Origin of the sequence: Promicromonospora panici, from assembly GCF_900608595.1 — a bacterium.
Classification (GTDB): Bacteria; Actinomycetota; Actinomycetes; order Actinomycetales; family Cellulomonadaceae; genus Promicromonospora; species Promicromonospora panici.
Genome location: NZ_UWYY01000019.1, coordinates 1 through 20,654 on the forward strand (window position 1 = coordinate 1; position 20,654 = coordinate 20,654).

The 20,654-nt window shown below is 69.5% G+C and carries 19 protein-coding genes; 15 read left to right on the forward strand and 4 right to left on the reverse strand.

Annotated elements, in window-relative coordinates; translation table 11 throughout:
- Nucleotides 1-423, reverse strand: a 423-nt coding sequence (locus EW117_RS21240) for a hypothetical protein (protein ID WP_165362806.1), incomplete at its 3' end; no start/stop codon positions are given.
- Between the two features lie 49 nt (nt 424-472).
- Nucleotides 473-1,093 (reverse strand): hypothetical protein, encoded by a 621-nt coding sequence (locus EW117_RS21245; RefSeq protein ID WP_129788698.1) that lies wholly within the window; start codon nt 1,091-1,093, stop codon nt 473-475.
- A gap of 296 nt (nt 1,094-1,389) precedes the next feature.
- Here EW117_RS21245 and EW117_RS21250 point away from each other — a divergent pair, with 296 nt between their 5' ends.
- From EW117_RS21250 to EW117_RS21280, 7 genes are all read left to right on the forward strand, one after another.
- Entirely contained in the window at nt 1,390-3,951 is a 2,562-nt protein-coding gene (locus tag EW117_RS21250) for an ATP-dependent Clp protease ATP-binding subunit (RefSeq protein ID WP_129788699.1), read from the forward strand.
- 199 nt (nt 3,952-4,150) lie between these two features.
- A complete protein-coding gene (locus EW117_RS21255; protein ID WP_129788700.1) occupies nt 4,151-5,197 on the forward strand; it encodes a TRAP transporter substrate-binding protein in 1,047 nt (348 codons plus the stop codon).
- A 23-nt stretch (nt 5,198-5,220) separates the two neighbouring features.
- A complete protein-coding gene (locus EW117_RS21260) occupies nt 5,221-5,724 on the forward strand; it encodes a TRAP transporter small permease (protein WP_129788701.1) in 504 nt (167 codons plus the stop codon).
- 13 nt (nt 5,725-5,737) lie between these two features.
- Nucleotides 5,738-7,042: a TRAP transporter large permease gene (locus EW117_RS21265; RefSeq protein ID WP_129788702.1), complete on the forward strand. Its 1,305-nt coding sequence runs from the start codon at nt 5,738-5,740 to the stop codon at nt 7,040-7,042.
- Nucleotides 7,043-7,071: 29 nt separating this feature from the next.
- Nucleotides 7,072-7,956 carry a 5-dehydro-4-deoxy-D-glucuronate isomerase gene (kduI, locus tag EW117_RS21270; RefSeq protein WP_129788703.1) on the forward strand — a complete coding sequence of 295 codons (885 nt, stop codon included), beginning with the start codon at nt 7,072-7,074 and terminating at the stop codon, nt 7,954-7,956.
- Between the two features lie 41 nt (nt 7,957-7,997).
- Complete coding sequence (locus EW117_RS21275) at nt 7,998-8,813, forward strand: IclR family transcriptional regulator (protein ID WP_129788704.1); 816 nt, start codon at nt 7,998-8,000, stop codon at nt 8,811-8,813.
- A gap of 40 nt (nt 8,814-8,853) precedes the next feature.
- Nucleotides 8,854-9,669, forward strand: a complete 816-nt coding sequence (locus EW117_RS21280) for an SDR family oxidoreductase (RefSeq protein ID WP_207211978.1) — start codon at nt 8,854-8,856, stop codon at nt 9,667-9,669.
- Nucleotides 9,670-9,679: 10 nt separating this feature from the next.
- Here the strand turns inward: EW117_RS21280 and EW117_RS21285 are convergent, their stop codons facing one another.
- Nucleotides 9,680-10,426, reverse strand: a complete 747-nt coding sequence (locus EW117_RS21285; RefSeq protein WP_129788705.1) for an IclR family transcriptional regulator — start codon at nt 10,424-10,426, stop codon at nt 9,680-9,682.
- A gap of 69 nt (nt 10,427-10,495) precedes the next feature.
- Here EW117_RS21285 and eda point away from each other — a divergent pair, with 69 nt between their 5' ends.
- The 3 genes from eda to EW117_RS21300 are packed head-to-tail and all read left to right on the forward strand — an operon-like array spanning nt 10,496 to nt 13,283.
- Entirely contained in the window at nt 10,496-11,161 is a 666-nt protein-coding gene (gene eda, locus EW117_RS21290; protein WP_129788706.1) for a bifunctional 4-hydroxy-2-oxoglutarate aldolase/2-dehydro-3-deoxy-phosphogluconate aldolase, read from the forward strand.
- On the forward strand, nt 11,158-12,258 hold the full coding sequence (locus EW117_RS21295) for a sugar kinase (protein ID WP_129788707.1): 1,101 nt from the start codon (nt 11,158-11,160) through the stop codon (nt 12,256-12,258). Before eda ends, EW117_RS21295 begins: the two co-directional genes overlap by 4 nt.
- Nucleotides 12,259-12,287: 29 nt before the next feature.
- On the forward strand, nt 12,288-13,283 hold the full coding sequence (locus EW117_RS21300; protein WP_129788708.1) for an NAD-dependent epimerase/dehydratase family protein: 996 nt from the start codon (nt 12,288-12,290) through the stop codon (nt 13,281-13,283).
- A gap of 81 nt (nt 13,284-13,364) precedes the next feature.
- On the opposite strand, the gene EW117_RS21305 is transcribed toward EW117_RS21300, so the two are convergent.
- Nucleotides 13,365-14,381, reverse strand: coding sequence for a LacI family DNA-binding transcriptional regulator (locus EW117_RS21305; protein WP_129788709.1), 1,017 nt, complete (start codon nt 14,379-14,381; stop codon nt 13,365-13,367).
- A gap of 278 nt (nt 14,382-14,659) precedes the next feature.
- Between EW117_RS21305 and EW117_RS21310 the strand changes: the two genes are divergently transcribed.
- From EW117_RS21310 to EW117_RS21330, 5 genes are all read left to right on the forward strand, one after another.
- Nucleotides 14,660-15,685, forward strand: a complete 1,026-nt coding sequence (locus EW117_RS21310) for an ABC transporter permease (RefSeq protein WP_129788710.1) — start codon at nt 14,660-14,662, stop codon at nt 15,683-15,685.
- A complete protein-coding gene (locus EW117_RS21315) occupies nt 15,679-16,593 on the forward strand; it encodes a carbohydrate ABC transporter permease (RefSeq protein ID WP_129788711.1) in 915 nt (304 codons plus the stop codon). The genes EW117_RS21310 and EW117_RS21315 overlap by 7 nt, the downstream gene beginning before the upstream one ends.
- Before the next feature lie 82 nt (nt 16,594-16,675).
- On the forward strand, nt 16,676-18,319 hold the full coding sequence (locus EW117_RS21320) for an ABC transporter substrate-binding protein (protein ID WP_129788712.1): 1,644 nt from the start codon (nt 16,676-16,678) through the stop codon (nt 18,317-18,319).
- Between the two features lie 87 nt (nt 18,320-18,406).
- A complete protein-coding gene (locus tag EW117_RS21325) occupies nt 18,407-19,930 on the forward strand; it encodes a GH39 family glycosyl hydrolase (RefSeq protein ID WP_129788713.1) in 1,524 nt (507 codons plus the stop codon).
- The gene (locus EW117_RS21330; protein ID WP_129788714.1) at nt 19,923-20,624 is read left to right on the forward strand and encodes a glycosyltransferase; all 702 of its coding nucleotides are present in this window, start codon (nt 19,923-19,925) and stop codon (nt 20,622-20,624) included. Before EW117_RS21325 ends, EW117_RS21330 begins: the two co-directional genes overlap by 8 nt.
- The last annotated feature ends 30 nt before the right edge of the window (nt 20,625-20,654 follow it).

Below are 20,654 nucleotides of genomic sequence, written 5' to 3' on the forward strand. Positions count from 1 at the left end.
CGCGGTGCACGCGGTGCTGTCCTCCGTCTCGTGCCAGTTGCTCGCGTCCTCGACCTCTACCCACACCACGCAGTAGCCGTCCGGATAGGCCTCGCGGGCCTCCCAGAATGCTGCCCAGCCGTTGTTCTGCTCGTTTCTGCCGAGCTCGCGGGAGAACGCCTGGCCGCCGCCGCGCGACCCGAGAGGACGCACCACGTAGGAGACCTCGTCGCTCTCGCTCCCACGCTCGAACGCGACACCGTCGACACTGACCCAGATCTCGTCCCGGTAGTGCTCGGCGGCCGCAGCACGCTGCGCGACGGCGGCCGCGCCCACCAGCGCGAGCACCGTCAGCAGGAGCGGGAGCAGCAGGGCGGGGCGCCGTCCCGGGGCGTCGCCGACCGTCGGCCGCGGCGTGGCGGCGGAGGCGGTGGCGCGGATCACAGCGGCGATCCTACCGCCGCATGACCTGCCGTTGGGGGCGATCAGCGGGTTAGAACCGCGGCCCTTCCTCGCCGTGCAGGAGGTTGCGGATGGGGCGGGTGATGACGTCGATGCGGTCCACCAGGTCGGTGGGCCCGGTGACGACGACGGCGCGGTCGGCGGCCGGCGAGTACACGGCGGTCACGTTGCGCACCGTCACCCGCATGCAGCGTTTGGCGGTGCCGTCAACCCGGAACTGGCGCGTCTCGCACGGTACGTCGTCGACCTCGGCGACGATGGCGCGCATCGCGCTGCGGTAGTCCTGGTACGACTCGGCGAGGTCGGTGACGTCGGCGATCTCCGGGGGCGCGGCCGGATCGACGTCGGCATGCAGGGGTGCGACGAGCGCACCGCTGCACGCGGCGCGGACGATGTCCTCGATCTGTGCGGGCGTGGCGGGCACGCGGAGGGTCTCGACCTCGACGGTCTCGCCGGAGAATGTGCGGTAGGACCGCAGGAACCGTTCCTCGGTGGGGTCCGTGCTGTCGGAGACGCCGGTGACCTCCTCCTCGACGAGGTCGAGGCCCCAGGTCAGGGGGTCGTCCACCTCGCCGACGACGCCGGAGAAGCGCGCGAAGCGCGCGACGATCTGTTCCCAGGACTCGGGGGTCGGGCTCGGTTCGTCCGCCATGTGGCCTCCCCGGGGCGGGTGCGGGACTGACACGAGACTGCCGGGTGCGGGGGGAGGCGTCAACGACCTCCGGCAGAATCGGCCCGGAATCAGCCGGGACTCGCCGCCAATTCCCGGTGTCCGGGCGTGTCGCCGCGCGTTGGGGTGCTCCTTGCCGCTCGCGGGCCGTACATCGTCACGCCCCTGGCGAACATGGGCATCAACCGGCCCATGGGCGCGTTGTGAGCGCATAGAGTCGTTGCGGTCAGGCCTGGTACCGCCGGTGCAGGTGTACGCCGCTCGTGAGGGAGCAGCACATGTTCGAGAGATTTACGGATCGCGCCCGTAGGGTCGTCGTCCTCGCCCAGGAAGAGGCGCGGATGCTGAACCACAACTACATCGGCACGGAGCACATCCTGCTCGGCCTCATCCACGAGGGTGAGGGCGTAGCCGCCAAGGCGCTCGAGTCGCTGGGGATCTCGCTCGACGGCGTCCGCACCCAGGTCACCGAGATCATCGGTGAGGGGCAGCAGGCGCCGAGCGGGCACATCCCGTTCACGCCCCGCGCCAAGAAGGTTCTTGAGCTGTCGCTCCGCGAGGCGCTGCAGCTGGGCCACAACTACATCGGCACGGAGCACATCCTGCTCGGCCTCATCCGCGAGGGTGAGGGAGTCGCGGCACAGGTGCTCACCAAGATGGGTGCCGACCTGAACAAGGTGCGCCAGCAGGTCATCCAGCTGCTGAGCGGCTACCAGGGTAAGGAGCCGGTCTCCGCGGGCGGCCCCCAGGAGGGCCAGCCGGCAGGCTCGGCCGTGCTCGACCAGTTCGGCCGCAACCTCACCCAGGCCGCGCGTGAAGGCAAGCTGGACCCGGTCATCGGTCGTACGCAGGAGATCGAGCGGGTCATGCAGGTCCTGTCCCGCCGCACCAAGAACAACCCGGTGCTGATCGGCGAGCCCGGCGTCGGCAAGACCGCCGTCGTCGAGGGGCTGGCGCAGGACATCGTCAAGGGCGATGTCCCGGAGACGCTCAAGGACAAGCAGCTGTACACGCTTGACCTGGGTGCGCTGGTCGCCGGTTCGCGCTACCGCGGTGACTTCGAGGAGCGCCTCAAGAAGGTGCTCAAGGAGATCCGCACGCGTGGCGACATCATCCTGTTCATCGACGAGATCCACACCCTGGTGGGTGCGGGTGCCGCCGAGGGCGCCATCGACGCGGCCTCCATCCTGAAGCCCATGCTGGCTCGCGGTGAGCTGCAGACCATCGGTGCCACCACGCTCGACGAGTACCGCAAGTACGTCGAGAAGGACCCGGCCCTGGAGCGTCGCTTCCAGCCGATCCAGGTGCCTGAGCCGACGCTCGAGCACGCCATCGAGATCCTCAAGGGTCTGCGCGACCGCTACGAGGCGCACCACCGCGTGTCCATCACGGACTCCGCGCTGGTCTCCGCGGCCACGCTCGCCGACCGGTACATCAACGACCGGTTCCTCCCGGACAAGGCGATCGACCTGATCGACGAGGCCGGCGCACGCCTGCGCATCCGTCGCATGACGGCGCCGCCGGAGCTGAAGGAGCTCGACGAGAGCATCGCCGAGGCACGCCGTGAGAAGGAGTCGGCGATCGACGAGCAGGACTTCGAGAAGGCCGCCGGGCTGCGTGACAAGGAGAAGCAGCTCACGCAGGTCCGCGCGGACAAGGAGAAGGCCTGGAAGTCCGGCGACCTCGACACGGTCGCGGAGGTCGACGACGAGCTGATCGCCGAGGTGCTGGCGATGTCCACGGGCATCCCGGTCGTCAAGCTCACCGAGGAGGAGTCCAGCCGGCTGCTCCACATGGAGGACGAGCTGCACAAGCGCGTCGTCGGCCAGGAGGCCGCGATCAAGGCGCTGTCGCAGGCCATCCGCCGTACGCGGGCCGGGCTCAAGGACCCGAAGCGTCCCGGTGGCTCGTTCATCTTCGCCGGCCCCACGGGTGTCGGTAAGACCGAGCTCGCCAAGGCGCTCGCCGAGTTCCTGTTCGGTGACGAGGACGCCCTCATCCAGCTCGACATGTCCGAGTTCTCGGAGAAGCACACGGTCTCGCGGCTGTTCGGCTCCCCGCCCGGATACGTCGGTTACGACGAGGGTGGCCAGCTCACCGAGAAGGTGCGGCGCAAGCCGTTCTCCGTGGTCCTGTTCGACGAGGTGGAGAAGGCGCACGCCGACATCTTCAACTCGCTGCTGCAGGTGCTCGAGGACGGTCGCCTCACCGACTCGCAGGGTCGGGTGGTCGACTTCAAGAACACCGTCATCATCATGACCACGAACCTCGGCACGCGGGACATCGCCAAGGGCGTCCAGACCGGCTTCAACTCCGGCGGCGACCTGGTGACCTCCTACGAGCGCATGAAGGCGAAGGTCAACGAGGAGCTCAAGCAGCACTTCCGGCCCGAGTTCCTCAACCGCGTCGACGACGTGGTCGTGTTCCCGCAGCTCTCGCAGGACGAGATCATCGAGATCGTCGACCTGGAGATCGCGAAGCTCGACCGTCGCCTGCGCGACCGGGACATGGGCATCGAGCTCACGCCGGCCGCCAAGCACCTGCTGGCGGAGAAGGGTTACGACCCGGTGCTCGGCGCCCGTCCGCTCAAGCGGGCGATCCAGCGGGAGATCGAGGACTCACTGTCCGAGAAGATCCTGTTCGGCGAGCTCACGGCCGGTCAGTTGGTGATCGTCGACGGCGAGGGCGAGGGCATCCTCGGCGAGTTCACGTTCCGCGGTGTGGAGCGCGACGAGCGTCGTCGGCCGACCCCGGCCGAGCCCCAGTCGGTGCCCGCGGGTGCCGGACTGGTGCCGCGCGACCTGCCGCCGTCGGGCCAGATGGCTGCCGGCGGGGCGTAACCACCCGGTAGTTCCACGGACCACAGAGGCCCGGTCACCCCGAGAGGGGTGGCCGGGCCTTCGTGCGTTGTACGCCGGATGCGTCCGGGTTTGACATCCTTAGGGTGAAATGGTTCCGTACAACAGAACTGAGTTCCGCTAGACGGACCACCGGTACCCGATGGATTGTTCCGCTCGACGTTGAGCAGAAGGAGAAGCGATGAGGCTCAAGAGGATGGTTGCCGCCGGTGCGGCGGCCCTGGTGGCCGTGGCGTTCACGGCCTGTGGCAGCGGGTTCGAGACGCCCGCCGAAGGCGGCACCGAGGCCACCGGCGGCGCGGGGGCGCCCGAGGCGGAGACGGTCTTCAAGGTCGCCTTCAACCAGAACGCGGAACAGCCCGAGGCGGTCGCACTGACCAACCTCGGGGAGCGCCTCGCCGAGCGGACCGATGGCCGCTACGCGCTCGAGGTCTTCCCGAACGAGACCCTGGGCGCGCAGAAGGACACGGTCGAGCTGGTCCAGGCCGGGACGGTCGACTTCGCGCTCGTGGCCGGATCGCTGCTCGAGAACTTCAACCCGGACTTCGTCGCGCTCAACCTGCCGTACGTGTACGACTCGCAGGAGCACCAGGAGGCCGTGCTCAACGACCCGGAGATCACCGGTGACCTGTACGCGTCGATCGAGGACCAGAACCTGCGGGTGCTCGGCGGCTTCTCCGCCGGTGTGCGCAGCGTGTACAACTCGTCGCACCCGATCGAGAAGCCGGCGGACCTCGCCGGCCTCAAGATCCGCGTCATGGAGTCCGACACGAACGCCCGGATGCTGGAACTCATGGGCGGGATCGGCACGCCGATGGGACAGGGCGAGGTCTACACGGCGATCCAGTCCGGTGTGATCGACGGCGGGGAGAACAACGAGTCGATCTACGCGAACCTCAAGCACGACGAGGTGGCGCCGTACTACTCGTACACCAAGCACCTCATGATCCCGGACTACCTGATCACCAGCCCCGCGCTCTTCGACTCGATGTCGGAGGAGGACCAGGCGGTGTTCCTCGAGGAGCTCCAGGCGGCGTACGAGGAGTCCAGCGAGCTGACGGCGAAGGTCATGACCGAGAGCCAGGCCGCGGCCGAGGAGGCCGGCGCCGAGTTCAACGAGCCCGACGTCGAGCCGTTCCGGCAGGCCGTGGAGCCGCTCCTGGACGAGAAGCTGACCACGGACACCTCCCGGGAGCTGTACGACAGCGTCCGCGCGGCCGCCGAGTGACGCGGCGCTGAGGAACTCGATCGATGACACACGTCAAGCGAGGTCTTGATCTCGGTCTGCGGTGGCTCTGCATCGGCCTGTTCGCCGTGCTGGTGCTGGTCGTGGTGTGGCAGGTCTTCACCCGGCAGGTGCTGTCGGCGCCGAGCACCTGGTCGGAGGAGCTCGCCAAGTACATCTTCATCTGGCTCGGGCTCTTCGGCGCCGCGCTGGTCTTCGGCGAGCGGGGGCACATCGCGGTCGACGCGGTGGCCCGCAGGCTGCCAGAGCGTGCGCAGCGCTGGAACGCCGTGCTGGGTCAGGTGGTGATCGGCGTCTTCGCGGCCGCCGTCCTGGTCTATGGCGGCTGGCAGGTCTCCGAGCTCGCCTGGAACCAGAGCATGCCCGGGCTGCCGCTCAAGGTCGGCTGGCTCTACCTGGCGCTCCCGCTGTCGGGGTTCCTGGTGCTCTTCTACACCGTCTACCACCTGGTCGCCGTCGTGCGGGGCGTGGAGAACGCCACCACCGACGGCGAGCCGGAAGCCATCTGAGGGGGTCGAAGACATGGAGGTGGCCGCTCTGGCAGGGCTCGTCCTCGTGGTGGGGATCGCCGTGCTCCTCGTCCTGGGAATCCCGGTCTCCGTCGCCGTGGGTACGTCCGCCGCGCTCGCGGCGGTCACGGCCCTGGGCCTGGAGAACGGTCTGCTGACGTCCGCGCAGCAGATGTTCCGCGGTATCAACAACTTCTCGCTGCTGGCGATCCCGTTCTTCGTGCTGGCGGGCGTCATCATGAACAACGGCGGGATCGCGCTACGGCTCGTGAACTTCGCCAAGATGCTGGTCGGGCGCGCCCCGGGGTCGCTCGCGCAGACGAACGTCGCGGCGAACGCGATGTTCGGCGCGGTCTCGGGCTCCGCCGTCGCGTCCGTCGCCGCTGTCGGCTCCACGATGGGGCCGCTGCAGGCCAAGGAGGGTTATCCGAAGGACTTCGCCGCCGCCACGAACATCGCGTCGGCGCCGTCCGGGATGATCATCCCGCCGAGCAACCTGATGATCGTGTACTCGCTGGTGTCGAGCACGTCGATCGCCGCGCTCTTCGTGGCCGGCTACGTGCCCGGCATCCTCTGGGCGCTGCTCTGCATGGTGATAGTGCACCTGTACGCCCGCGGGCGGCCCGAGCTGCGGATCACGGAGCGGCTGTCGCTCTCGGCGGGCCTCCGCGTGACGCTCGAGGCCATCCCGGCCCTGATGCTGATCGTCGTGGTGATCGGCGGGATCCTGGCGGGCTTCTTCACCCCCACCGAGGCGTCGTGCATAGCGGTGGTCTACTCGCTGGTGCTGGCGTTCGTGTACCGGGCGATCAAGGTGCGCGACCTGTCCGGCATCCTGCTGGAGTCCGCCCGCACCACGTCGATAGTGATGTTCCTGGTCGGGGTGTCCGCCGTGATGTCGTGGGTGATGTCGTTCGCGCAGATCCCGCAGCTGGTCACGGACGCGCTGCTGTCCGTCACGAACAACCCGTACCTGCTCATCGTCCTGATCGTGGTGCTGCTCCTGGCCATCGGGTGCTTCATGGACCCGACGCCGGCGGTCCTGATCTTCGCGCCCATCTTCCTGCCGGTGGTCACGGCGTTCGGCATGGACCCGGTCCACTTCGGCATCTTCATGGTGATGGCCCTGTCGATCGGCACGATCACGCCGCCGGTCGGCCCGGTCCTGTTCGTCGGCGCCCGGGTCTCCGGGATCTCGATCGAGAACGTGATGCGCCGCATGGTGCCGTTCTTCGTCGCGCTCGTGCTCCTGCTTCTCGTCGTCGCGATGACACCCGCACTGTCGATGTGGCTCCCCACCGTCCTCGGGCTCGCGTAGCCCGGCTCCACCACCAAGGAGGCAAGCAGTTGGAACAGCGATACGCCACCGCCCCCGACCAGGTTCCCGGGATGACCACGGACGACCTCCGTCGTCACTACCTGGTACCCGGGCTCTTCGTCGACGACGAGATCCGCACGGTCTACACCCACCACGACCGCGTGGTGCTCGGCGGGATCAGCCCGGTCTCTGCCCCGCTGACGTTGCCCGGCTTCCCCGAGATCCGCTCGGAGCGGTTCTTCGAGCACCGTGAGGCGGGCATCGTCAACGTGGGTGGTCCGGGCACCATCACGGTCGACGGGACCGAGCACCACCTCGGCCACGGCTCCTGCCTCTACGTGGGGCGCGGCGCCGCCGACGTCGTGCTCGCTTCGGACGAGCCGATCACCCTGGACGGGGGCGGGCCGACGGCGGCCGAGGGCGGGCCGACGGCGGAGGCCGGGCCCGCGCGCTTCTACTTGTTCTCCGCGCCCGCGCACACCGCGTACCCGACGACGCTCGTGCCCGCCGGGCAGGGCACCGTCCGCGAGCTGGGCGACCCGCTCACGAGCAACCGCCGCACGCTGAACCAGTACATCCACGAGAACGGCGTGCGGTCGTGCCAGGTGGTCATGGGGGTCACCACCCTGCACCCCGGTTCCATGTGGAACACCATGCCCGCGCACACCCACGACCGGCGCACCGAGTGCTATCTCTACTTCGACCTGCCGGGCGAGGCGCGCGTGCTGCACGTCCTGGGCGAGCCGACCGAGACGCGGCACCTCGTGGTGGCCGACCGGGAGGCGATCATCGCCCCGAGCTGGTCGGTGCACTCGGGCGTCGGCACGGCGTCATACTCCTTCGTGTGGGCGATGGCCGGGGAGAACCAGGCCTTCGACGACATGGACGGGTTCGACGTCGCGACGATGCGCTGACCGGCCCGAGCGCACCAGCCCGAGGACACCTGGGAGATCACATGACCGATACCGCCGCTGCCACGCCAGCTCCTGTCCCGGGGACCGGCGGACCGGTCGCCGCCCAGGACGCGGGGATGCTCAGCGCCAGCGAGAAGACGCTGATCGTCCTGGAAGCCGCGATGACGCACGACCGGTTCAGCGAGATCGTCGCCGCGGCAGGGCTGCCCAAGGCGACCGTGCACCGCATCCTCGCGACCCTCGTGGACCGCGAGTTCGTGGTGGTGTCCGACGGCGGGTACGTGCCCGGTCCGCGCGTGCTGTCCCTCGCGGGCCTCGCCTACGAGCGCGTCGACATCTCCCGGCTCGTCCAGCCGTACATCGACGACCTCGTGGAGCGCGTGCACTGCACGGTGCACGTCGGGACGCGCAGCGGCGACGAGATGGTCTACCTGGTGCGCACGGACTCGGACAAGCCGTACCGCATGCCGTCGCGGGTCGGCGCGTCGATCCCGCTGCACACCTCCGCGATCGGCAAGTCGATCCTGGCCGAGGACGACGACGACGCGATCGACCGGCTGGTGGCCCGTGCCGGGCTGCCGCGCCGAACCGCGCGCTCGATCACCACCATCGAGGACCTGAAGCGTGAGCTGGCCGACGTGCGCGAGCGCGGGTTCGCGTTCGACCGTGAGGAGAACGTGCCGGGTGTGGTCTGCATCGGCGCGCCGATCCGCGACCACACGGGCCACACCAACTACGGGCTGTCGATCTCGTCGCTGGCCCTCGAGCACACCGAGGAGCAGCTCGTCGCGATGTCCGGCGACCTGCTCCGCACCGCATCCGCGGTCACGCACGCGCTCGGCGGGACTCCCCGCTGACCGGCCGGGCGCCCGACCGCACACGACGAAGGACAACGCCATGACGCCTGCCGCCACCGTGCCCACAGAGCTGCCCACCGAGACGACCGCGACCTCCGTGGAGTCCCTGTTCCGCATCGAGGGGCAGACCGCCGTCGTCACCGGCGCCAGCAAGGGGATCGGGCTGGCGACCGCGACGCTGCTGGCTCGCGCGGGCGCCGACGTCGTGGGCGTCAGCACCACGATGCCCGACGGCGTGTCCGACGCCCGGGCGGCCGTCGAGGCGGCCGGGCGCACCTTCACGCCGATCGCCGCCGACCTCTCGGACCGGGGAGTCGTGGCGGACCTGGCCGCCCGGCTCGCGGCGCTCGAGGTCGACGTGCTGGTCAACAACGGCGGCACCATCCGCCGCGCGCCGGCAGCCGACCACTCCGACGAGGATTTCGACGAGGTCATGGACATCAACCTGCGCGGCGCGTGGGTGCTGTCCCGCGAGGTGGGGCGCGGCATGCTCGCGCGTGGCCGGGGCAAGATCGTCAACACGGCCTCGATGCTCAGCTTCCAGGGCGGCATCAACGTGCCGGGCTACACCGCGTCCAAGTCCGCCCTCGCGGGCCTGACCAAGGCGCTCGCCAACGAGTGGGCGGGCCGGGGCGTGAACGTCAACGCCGTCGCGCCGGGATACGTCGCCACGGCGAACACCGACCCGCTGCGGGCCGACGCCGAGCGCAGCGCCGCGATCCTCGACCGGATCCCCGCCGGACGCTGGGCCACCCCGGACGACATCGCGGGCGCGGTGCTCTACCTGTCGGCCCCGGCGTCGAACTACGTGCACGGCGCGATCCTCCCGGTAGACGGCGGCTGGCTCGCCCGCTGACCACTCAACATCATCTGGCGGGCGGGATCGTCAGGCCTGCCGGAAGGAGGGGCGGGAGCACATCGCGCAGCGCCGCCACCCGCTCCGCGCGCGCTTCGCCGCGCAGGCGCTCGGCGGGCGCGGTGATGCTGACGGCGGCCACCGCGCGTCCGGCCCGTAGCAGCGGGACGGCGATACAGGCGATGCCCGGCTCGTTCTCCTCGGTCTCGCCGGCGACGCCGCTCCGCCGGGCCTCCGCCAGCGCCTCGCGGAGCCGTGCGGGGCGCGCGTCCCCGCCTGCGAACCGGGCGAGCGCGGCGTCGTCGAGGTCATGCACCGACAGGAGCGCGCGGCCGAGCGCGGTCGTCGCGGCCGCGCGCCGCCGTCCGACGGCTGACCACACCCGCACCGCGCGCTGCGGCTCGACCTTGTCGAGGTAGACCACCTCGCGCCCCGCGAGCACGCCGAGGTGCACCAGCTCGTCGGTCTTCTCGCTGAGCGCGGTCAGGGCCGGGTGCAGCAGCGCGGGCAGGTTCTCCTCGGCCAGGTAGGTGCTCCCGAGGGCGAGCGCGGCGGGGCCCAGCCGGTAGGCGCCGTCCGGCGTCTGCTCGGCGTACCCCCGATGGCGCAGCGCGGCGAGCGTGCGGTGCAGTGTCGGCTTGCTGACGCCGACGGCCTGGGCCAGCGCGGCGAGCGGGGCGCCCGCGGCGCCGAAGCCCGCGAGGGTGTCGAGCGCGAGGAGCGCCTTGTCGACGCCGCCGAGCGGACTGGCTTCCATCGGGCTCCCTCACGTAGCATGCGTTTCGCAGTGAACAACAGGCGTTCACCATAGCGAAATGGAGATCGGATGTCATCCGCGGACAGCACAGTCCTCGAGACCCTCGCCGCGCACCGGCTGGTGCCGGTGGTCGTGGTCGACGGCGCCGACGAGGGCGCCCGCCTGGCCGACGCGCTCGTCGCGGGCGGCCTGCCCGTCGCCGAGATCACGCTGCGGCTCGCGGGCGGCGTCGATGCCATCCGGGCCGTCGCGAAGAACCACCCCGACGTCGTCGTCGGCGCGGGCACCGTGACCACCGCGCAGCAGGTGGACGACGTCGCCGCGGCCGGCGCCCGCTACATCGTGTCCCCTGGCCTCTCGGCCGCCGTCGTGCGGCGCGCGCAGGAGCACGGCATCACCGTGCTGCCGGGCATCGCGACGCCCTCGGAGATCATGGCGGCGCTCGACCTGGGGATCGACGTCGTCAAGCTGTTCCCGGCGTCCGTCGTCGGCGGGCCTGCCGCCATCAAGGCATTCTCCGCGCCGTTCCCCGGGCTGCGGTTCGTGCCCACCGGCGGCGTCAGCGCCACCAACCTGGCCGACTACCTGACCCTGGCGCCGGTCCTGGCCGTCGGCGGCTCGTGGATGGTCGACCGCAAGCTCGTCACCGCGGGCGACTGGGCCGAGATCACCACCCGGACCCGCGACGCCGTGGCGCTCGCGGCCCAGATCGACAACGAAGGGAACAACCGATGAGCTCGCTCAACGTCCGCCCCGCCGCCGAGAGCGCGTACGACGTCGTCGCGCTCGGCGAGGTGATGCTTCGCCTCGACCCGGGCAACCGCCGCGTGCGCACCGCCCGCAACTTCGACGTGTGGGAGGGCGGCGGCGAGTACAACGTGGCGCGCGGCCTGCGCCGCTGCTTCGGCCTGCGTGGTGCGATCGTGACGGCGCTCGCCGACAACGAGATCGGCCGCCTGGTCGAGGACTTCATGCTCACCGGCGGCCTCGACACGCAGTACGTGCGGTGGGTGCCGTACGACGGCATCGGCCGCGAGGTGCGCAACGGCCTCAACTTCACCGAGCGCGGCTTCGGCGCGCGCGGCGCGGTCGGCGTCAGCGACCGCGGCAACACCGCGATCTCGCAGATGCGGCCCGACGACGTCGACTGGGACGCGCTGTTCTCCCGCGGCGTGCGCTGGCTGCACACGGGCGGCATCTTCGCCGCGCTCTCCGAGAGCAGCGCGGACGTCGCGGAGGCCGCGATGGCCGCCGCCCGCCGGCACGGCACCATCGTGTCCTACGACCTGAACTACCGGCCGTCGCTGTGGAAGGGCATCGGCGGGGAGGAGCGCGCCCGGGAGGTCAACCGGCGCCTGGCCCAGCACGTCGACGTGATGATCGGCAACGAGGAGGACTTCACCGCCTCGCTCGGCTTCGAGGTAGAGGGTGTGGACGAGAACCTCACCGACCTGGACACCGGCGCGTTCCGCGCGATGATCGAGACGGCGTCGGAGGCGTACCCGAACTTCCAGGTGATCGCCACGACGCTGCGCGGAGTGCGGTCGGCGTCGCGCAACGACTGGGGCGCGATCGCGTGGTCGCGCAAGGAGGGCTTCGCCGAGGCGACCCACCGGGCGGACCTGGAGATCTTCGACCGGGTCGGTGGCGGCGACTCGTTCGCCTCCGGCCTGGCGTACGGGCTCATGGAGCTGGGCTCGCTCCAGGAGGCCGTCGAGTACGGTGCGGCGCATGGCGCGCTCGCGATGACCACCCCGGGCGACACCACGATGGTGACCCTCGCCGAGGTGGCCAAGCTGGCCGGTGGCGGAAGTGCCCGCGTGCAGCGCTGACCTGCCCAGAGGGTGCAAGGATTGGCGGCATGTCGTCCAAGAGCATCCTGTTCATCGGTGGAAGCGGAATCATCAGCCACGCCTCGGTGGCCCGGGCCGCCCGGCTCGGGCACCGGGTGACAGTGCTCAACAGAGGCAGATCCTCGGTGCGCCAGCTTCCGGCGGACGTCGAGACGCTCGTGGCCGACGCGAACGACGCGCAGGCGGTGGCCGCGGCGCTCGGCGGCCGGGAGTTCGACGTCGTCGCGCAGTTCCGCGCGTTCAGCCCGGAGCACGTGGCGCGCGACGTCGCGCAGTTCGCCGACCGGACCGGGCAGTACGTGTTCATCTCGTCCGCGTCGGCGTACCAGACGCCGCCGGCGCGGCTGCCGGTCCGGGAGTCGACCCCGCTGCGCAACCCGTTCTGGCAGTACTCGCGGGACAAGATCGCGTGCGAGGACCTGCTCGTCGGGGAGTACCGAGACAACGGGTTCCCGGTGACAATCGTGCGCCCGTCGCACACGTACGACCGCACGCTCCTGCCGACGTCGGGCGGCTGGACCGACGTGGCGCGGATGCGCGCCGGGAAGCCCGTGGTGGTCCACGGCGACGGCACGTCGCTGTGGACGCTCACGCACGCCGAGGACTTCGCGGTCGGGTTCGTGGGCCTGCTCGGACACCCGCTTGCCGTGGGGGAGACGTTCCACATCACCGGCACGCACGCGCCCACCTGGGACCAGATCTACACCTGGCTCGCGGAGGCGGCGGGCGTGCGCAGCCTGGACCTGGTGCACGTGGCGTCCGAGACGATCGCCCGCGTGCTCCCCGAGATCGGCGACGGCCTGGTGGGCGACAAGGCGCACTCGATGGTCTTCGACATCTCGAAGGTGCGGACGCTCGTGCCCGAGTTCGGCACCACGATCACGTACGACGTCGGCGCCGAGGAGCAGATGTCCTGGTTCGACGCCCACCCCGAGGCGCAGATCGTGGACGCCGACCTGGACGCGGCCTTCGACCGCCTGGCCGCCCACGCCCGCTCGCTCTGACCAACCTTCTTTGTTGTGGGCGGGATCGTTGCGACTACACGAACGTTTTAGGCGCAATGATCACGCCCACAACAAAGAAGGTCAGCGGAGCGGGGACGTCGAGTCCCGGACGACCAGTTCCGTCGAGAGGTTGAGGCGGCGGACCTTCGGGGACCGGCCCCGGGCGATGTCCAGCAGGATCTGCGTGGCGGCCGCGCCCATCTCGCGGAGCGGCTGCCGCACGGTGGTGAGTGGCGGGCCCACCCAAGAGGCCAGCGGCAGGTCGTCGTAGCCCACCACCGAGAGGTCCTCGGGCACGCGCAGGCCGAGCTGGTGCGCGGCGCGGAGCACCCCGAGGGCCTGCATGTCGGAGCCGGCGAACACCGCGGTCGGGCGGTCCGGCAGGGACAGCAGCTCCAGGCCCTGGTCGAATCCCGCCTCGACGTAGAAGTTGCCCTCCCGGATCAGCGCGGGGTCGACGGCGGCGCCCGCCTCCTCGTGCGCCGAGCGGAACCCGTCCGCGCGCGCCCGGCTGCACAGCATGTCCCACGGGCCGGTGATCATCGCGATGCGGCGGTGGCCCAGCGCCAGCAGGTGCCGGGTGGCCGCCAGCCCGCCGTTCCAGTTGTCCGAGCCCACGGAGGCGACGTCGGCAGGGGGCTCGCCGTCGGTGTCGATCACCACGTAGGGGATGCTGCGCCGGTCGAGCTGCTGGTGCTGCCCCTCGGACAGGTTCGCGGCGACGAGCAGCACGCCCAGCGGCGGGCGCGCGATGGTGGTGTCGAGCCACCGGGCGGGCGGGCGGTGCTCGCCGCCCAGCTCCGACAGGATCACGCTGGTGCGGGACTCGGCGGCGGCGTCCTCGACGCCGCGGATGATCTCCATCGACCAGGCGGAACCGAGCCGGTGGAAGACGAGGTCGATCAGGCCCGTGCCGGCCGGCGCGGTCGCGGGACGGCGCCGCCGGTACTGGTGCCGCTCCAGCGCCGCCTCGACGCGGTCGCGGGTAGCGGGGGCGACGTCGGCCCGGCCGTTGAGCACCTTGGACACCGTGGGCACCGACAGGCCGAGCTCGCTCGCGATCGACGCGATGGTGGGGCCCGGCCGTGCATCCGCCATTTCGCAGGCCTTTCGACTTGTCTCAGAAACTTTCGCTGCTGACGGTACACCCAGTAGCGAGCGAACCCGCTGCAGCGATGGGTGATCTCTGCACAGAACCGACGTAACCACATCGTGATGCCGTTGATCATAGGCTGGTCTTGACGATATGACGGCCATCGCCCTAATGTCCGAGCAAACGACTGTCGGCAAAGCCGCCGATACTTTCGAAAACGTTACACGAAGACGTGGCGTCCTCGCTGGCGAGGTCCGGCACGTCGAGGTGACCGGAGGACTTGATGGCACGAGGTACTGGGACGGTTGACGCCGTGCCCCGGCCCGGCGGTGGGCTGCCCGGCCGGGGAGCGGGTGGCACCGTCGTCGGCGCGGGGCAGCGGCCGCCGCAGCAGCTCCGCAACAACGAGACCTGGCGGGTGTCCCTGCGCAGGCACTGGCGGCTCTACACCTTCGTGGTGCTGCCGGTCGTCTTCCTCCTGGTGTTCCGCTACGTGCCGATGATCGGCAACGTCATCGCGTTCCGGCGGTACCGGCCCGGCGGCTCGATGTTCGGCGACGAGTGGGTCGGTCTCTACTACTTCCAGATGTTCATCGGCAGTAAGCCGTTCTGGGACGTCTTCTGGAACACCGTCATCCTCGGCGGGCTCACCCTGGCGATCTGCTTCCCGCTGCCGATCATCCTGGCGCTGATGCTGAACGAGCTGCGGTCACGGCACTTCAAGCGGGTCGTCCAGACCGTCACCTACCTGCCGCACTTCATGTCCATAGTGATCGTGGCCGGCATGGTCTTCCAGCTCACCGCCATCAACGGCACGATCAACCAGATCATCGAGGCGTTCGGTGGCGAGGCGGTCCCGTTCATGCAGCGGGCCGACTGGTTCCGCACCATCTACCTGAGCTCCGAGGTGTGGCAGACGGTCGGCTGGGGCACGATCCTCTACCTCGCCGCGCTGACCACCATCGACGACCAGCTCTACGAGGCGTCGCGGATCGACGGCGCCAACCGGTGGCAGCAGACCTGGCACATCACGCTCCCCGGGATCCGGCCGACGATGATGGTGCTCCTCATCCTGAACATCGGCAGCTTCATGGCGGTCGGGTTCGAGAAGGTCCTGCTGCTGTACAACCCCCTCACGTACGACACGGCCGACGTGCTCTCCACGTACCTGTACCGGGTGGGGATCGGTGAGGGCGGCAACTACTCGTTCGCCGCCGCGATCGGCCTGTTCGAGGCGCTGATCGGCGTCGCCCTGGTCGTCACGGCCAACCAGATCTCGAAGCGAGCGGTGGGAGCCTCCCTGTGGTGACGACGAACACTCCCGACATCACGGCGGTCAGTCCCGCCACGATCACGGTCAAGGACACCCCCGGTTACCGGGTGTTCCGGGCCGTCAACGGGTTCGTGCTGGTGGTGATCACGTTCCTGACGCTGTATCCCTTCATCAACATGGTGGCGAAGGCGTTCAGCGCCCAGGCCTACATCGCGGCCGGTCAGGTCAACCTGTGGCCGCGCGGGTTCAACCTGACCACGTTCGCGAGCGTGATGGGCGACTCGATCTTCTGGGTCAACTACCGCAACACGATCGTGTACACGCTGCTGGCCACGGCCATCGCCATGGCGCTGACCACGACCTTCGCGTACGCGCTGTCCAAGCCGTACCTGAAGGGCAGGGGAGTCCTGGTCGGGCTGGCCATGGTGACCATGCTGTACGCGGGCGGCCTGATCCCGAACTACCTGCTGATCGATGCGCTCGGGTTCAAGAACACGATGTGGGCGATCGTCGTCCCTGGTGCGATCAACGTATTCAACCTGCTGGTCATGAAATCGTTCTTCGACAACTTCCCCAAGGACCTCGAGGAAGCCGCGGAGATCGACGGCATGTCGCAGTACGGCGTGTTCTTCCGCATCGTGCTCCCGCTGTCGAAGGCGGTCATCGCCACGATGACCCTCTTCTACGCGGTCCAGTTCTGGAACTCGTGGTTTCAGGCGTATCTGTACCTGAACGACCGTGACATGTACCCGGTCACGCTCTACCTGCGCAACCTGCTCGCTGCGGCGACGTCCACGACGGACCTCGGCAGCGACACCGTGCAGATCCAGGCGAACGTCCAGTCCGTGGCGATGTTGCTCACGGTCCTGCCGATCGTCTGCGTGTATCCGTTCATCCAGAAGTACTTCGTGTCCGGCGTGATGCTCGGCTCCGTCAAGGGCTGACCGCACGCCGTCCGACACGCGAGGACCACCCGATCCAGCCTGACCGTCCTGAACGACGGCGTTCACAACCTGAAGGAGAACCATGAGGATCACCCGCAGACGGGCGGCCGCCAGCTTCGCCGCGTCGGCCCTGGTCGTCACGCTGACAGCATGCACGACCAGCGGCGGCAGCGAGGAGGAGTCCAGCGCCATCGACATGGAGTCGCAGGTCGGCTACATGGAGGACTTCGAGGTCGGCACCACGTTCAAGGCGACGGAGCCCGTCGACTTCAGCCTGCTGTACCGCGACCACCCCGACTACCCGTTCAAGGAGGACTGGTCGATCGTCGAGCACCTCAAGTCCAACCAGAACGTCGAGTTCGAGTACGTCAACGTGCCGCTCGCCGACCTGGCGACGCGGCGCTCGGTCCTCATCAGCTCGGGCGACGCGCCCGACATCATGCCCGCCATCTACGCGGGGGAGGAGACGCAGTTCCGGAACGCCCTGCTGCCGATCTCGGACTACGTGGAGCACATGCCCAACTTCCTCGACAAGATCGAGAAGTGGGGGCTCGAGGCCGAGGTCGAGCAGCTGCGCCAGGAGGATGGCAAGTACTACATCCTTCCCGGCATCCACGAGATCGCGAAGCCGCAGTACTCCATCGCGGTCCGCTCGGACCTGTGGGAGAAGGCCGGGATCACCGAGGACCCGGAGACCTGGGACGAGTTCAAGGAGCAGCTCGCGGCTGTCAAGGAGGCCAACCCGGAGATCGACTACCCGTTCAGCGACAAGTGGTCGATCAACAGCCCGATGGAGCAGACGCTCAGTGCGGCTGCGCCGAACTTCGGGACGACGGCGGGCACCGGCTTCATCAACGGCCTGTGGTGGGACGACGAAGCCGGGGAGTTCAGCTACTCCGGTGCCTCCGACGGCTACAAGGACCTGGTGACGTACTTCGCCTCGCTCGTCGAGGAGGGCCTGATGGACCCCGAGTCCGTCACCCAGGAGATGGAGCAGGGCGAGCAGAAGTTCGCGTCCGGCAGCGTCGCCGCCATCAGCTCGAACGACCAGGAGCTGGTGAAGTACCGCGACAACTTCGACCAGCTCGGCAACAAGGACGCCGAAGTCCACCAGATCGTCGTGCCCGCCGGGCCGTACGGCAGCTACCTGGCCCCAGGATCGCGTCGCGAGTCCGGCATCGTGTTCGGCGCCGAGGCCGCGAAGGACGACGACTTCCTCGCGATGCTGCAGTTCGTCGACTGGCTGTACTACTCGGACGAGGGCCTCGAGTTCGCCAAGTGGGGTGTCGAGGGCGAGACGTTCGAATGGGACGGTGACAAGCGCGTCCTCAAGGAGGACATCGACGTCAACGGGCTCAACCCCGGCGCGCCCCAGGAGCTCCGCAAGGACTTCGGCTACCACAACGGTGTCTGGATGACTTCGCACGGGTCCACCGAGGAGCTGGACAAGTCGATGCTGCGCGACGAGGTGGTCGAGTTCATCGACGGCATGAACGAGAAGGAGGAGCTGCCCCTCCCGCCGGCCATCACATTCGACGAGATGGAGCAGGAGCAGGCGACGCTCTACCAGACGAACCTGCAGGACATCGTCTACCAGAACACCGCGCAGTTCATCGTCGGCGAGCGGCCGCTCAGCGAGTGGGACGACTACGTCGCCGAGCTCGAGGCGGCCGGCATGACCGACTACGTCGAGCTGGCCAACGGCGCCGTCACCGGCGGCGAGTGACCCTCGACCGACCCTGAGCCAGGCGTGCGGGCCGTCGTCGACGACCCGCACGCCTGACCACGCCCGAACGAACGACCGAGGAGATCTGTGTCCCGCACCATCGTGCCGACCGAGGCCGCCGGAGCACTGAGCGACGCCTGGCGCACCTGCGTCGGCACGGGCCGGTTCAGCCTGGCGCTGCGCAAGGACTACCAGGACTCTCTGGCGCTGGTGCAGCGCGAGATCGGCTTCCGGTACATCCGGGGCCACGGCCTCCTGCACGACGACGTCGCCGTCCATCGCCCGTACGACGCCGGCGGGCACCGTGGCACAACCTACGTGTTCACCTACGTGGACCAGGTGGTTGACGCGTACCTGGGGCTGGGGATCAAGCCGTTCCTCGAGCTCGGATTCATGCCCAGCGGACTCGCCTCCGGCGACCAGACGGTGTTCTGGTGGCTGGGCAACGTCACCCCGCCGCGCGACCACGCCGAGTGGGGGAGCCTGGTGCGGGCTCTCCTGCGACACCTCATCGACCGGTACGGCCTCGACGAGGTGCGCACCTGGCCCGTCGAGGTGTGGAACGAGCCCAACCTCACCCACTTCTGGCAGGACGCTGACCAGGCCGCGTACTTTCGCCTCTACGAGACGTCGGTCCGGGCCGTGAAAGAAATCGACGCGTCGCTCCAGGTGGGTGGCCCCGCTATCTCCCCCGGAGCGGACGACTGGTGGGAACCCTTCGCGGAGTTCGTCACCGCGCGCGACCTGCCCGCCGACTTCCTCTCCGTGCACGCCTACAGCTCCGGGCCCGCCCAGCACGTGCCGTTCGGCGTCTACCAGACGCTCCAGCGCCCCCAGCACCTGCTCGACCAGTTCGCCAAGCCCCGCAAGATCCTCGCCGGGACGGCGCTCGCGGACCGGCCCCTGCACATCACGGAGTTCAACTCGAGCTACCGGCCCGACAACCCCGTGCACGACACCGCGTACAACGCCGCCTACCTCGCGCCGGTCCTCGCGGAGGGCGGCGAGCACGCCGACTCCTTCGCCTACTGGACGTTCAGCGACGTCTTCGAGGAGGCCGGTGTGCCGGCCTCGTTCTTCCACGGCGGCTTCGGGATGCTGGCCCATCGGCAGGTGCGCAAGCCGACCTTCCACCTGTACGCCTTCATGGCGCGGATGGGGCCGGAGATCCTCGCTCGCGGGGTCGACCACCTGGTCACGCGGCATCCCGCCACCGGTCAGGTGACAGTGCTCGCCTGGCAGCCCGTCGGCGGGACCGGCGACGCGGCCGAGCCCGACCGCCATGAGCTACGCCTGAGCATCCCGGTCCTTGCGACCATCGGGGCGCGCGTGTTCGTCATGCGGCACGACGTCGACGAGACCGCCGGCAACGCGTGGGCGGCCTGGCGCGAGATGGGGCGGCCCGCGTCGCCGTCGGGCAGACAGCTGGACGCGCTGCACGAGACGAGCGAGCCCGCACGGCGAGCGAACTCGCTACCGGTCGGCGACGGCGGCCGGGTGGACCTCGACCTGACGATCGGGCGGCACGGCGTCACGCTGGTGACCCTCGACGCCGTACGCGACGAGACCCCGTCCTGGCTCGACGACACCCGGATCCTGGGCCGTGGCTGAGCGCCGGGAGTTCGGCGACGGCCCGCTGGGGCGGGCGGCGAACACGATCTACTGGTACCTCGTGGTCGAGCTGCTGCTCGTGCTGACCTCGTTGCCGGGTCTGGTCGTCCTCGCGCTGCTGGACCGGTCGGCCGGCAACGCCCCGTTCGTGGTGCTGTGTCTGCTGCCGCTGGGCCCGGCGGCGTCGGCCGGGCTGTTCGCGCTGCGTGAGCGGGCCACCGCCGATGCGCTGACCCCGGCGACCTTCTTCTGGCGGGGGTACCGCCTGAACTGGGCCGACGTCCTCCGAGTGTGGACGCCGGCGCTCGCGGTGCTCGGTCTTCTGGGGTTCTCGCTGGCGAACCTCCGCGCGGCCGGGGTGCCCGGGTGGTACGCGCCAGGGCTCCTCGTCATCGGCGCGGGACTGCTCCTGTGGACGGTGAACGCGCTGGTGATCGTCTCGTTCTTTGGCTTCCGAGCTCGGGACTCGGCACGGCTCGCCGCCTATTACCTCGCGGCTCGCCCGCTGGTCACGTTGGGGAACCTCTCCCTGCTCGTGCTCGCGGGAGGAGTGATCGCGCTGACCACCGAGGTGCTGTTCGGCCTGGTCGCTGCCGTGTGGCTCGCCCTCGTGCTGCGCAACGCGGGCCCCTTGATGGCCGACGTCGAGAAGCGGTTCGTCGCCGGCGACCGAGCCGCGGATACTCCGGAGTGATCGTATGGCCGGGCAACATTGTCCGATCTG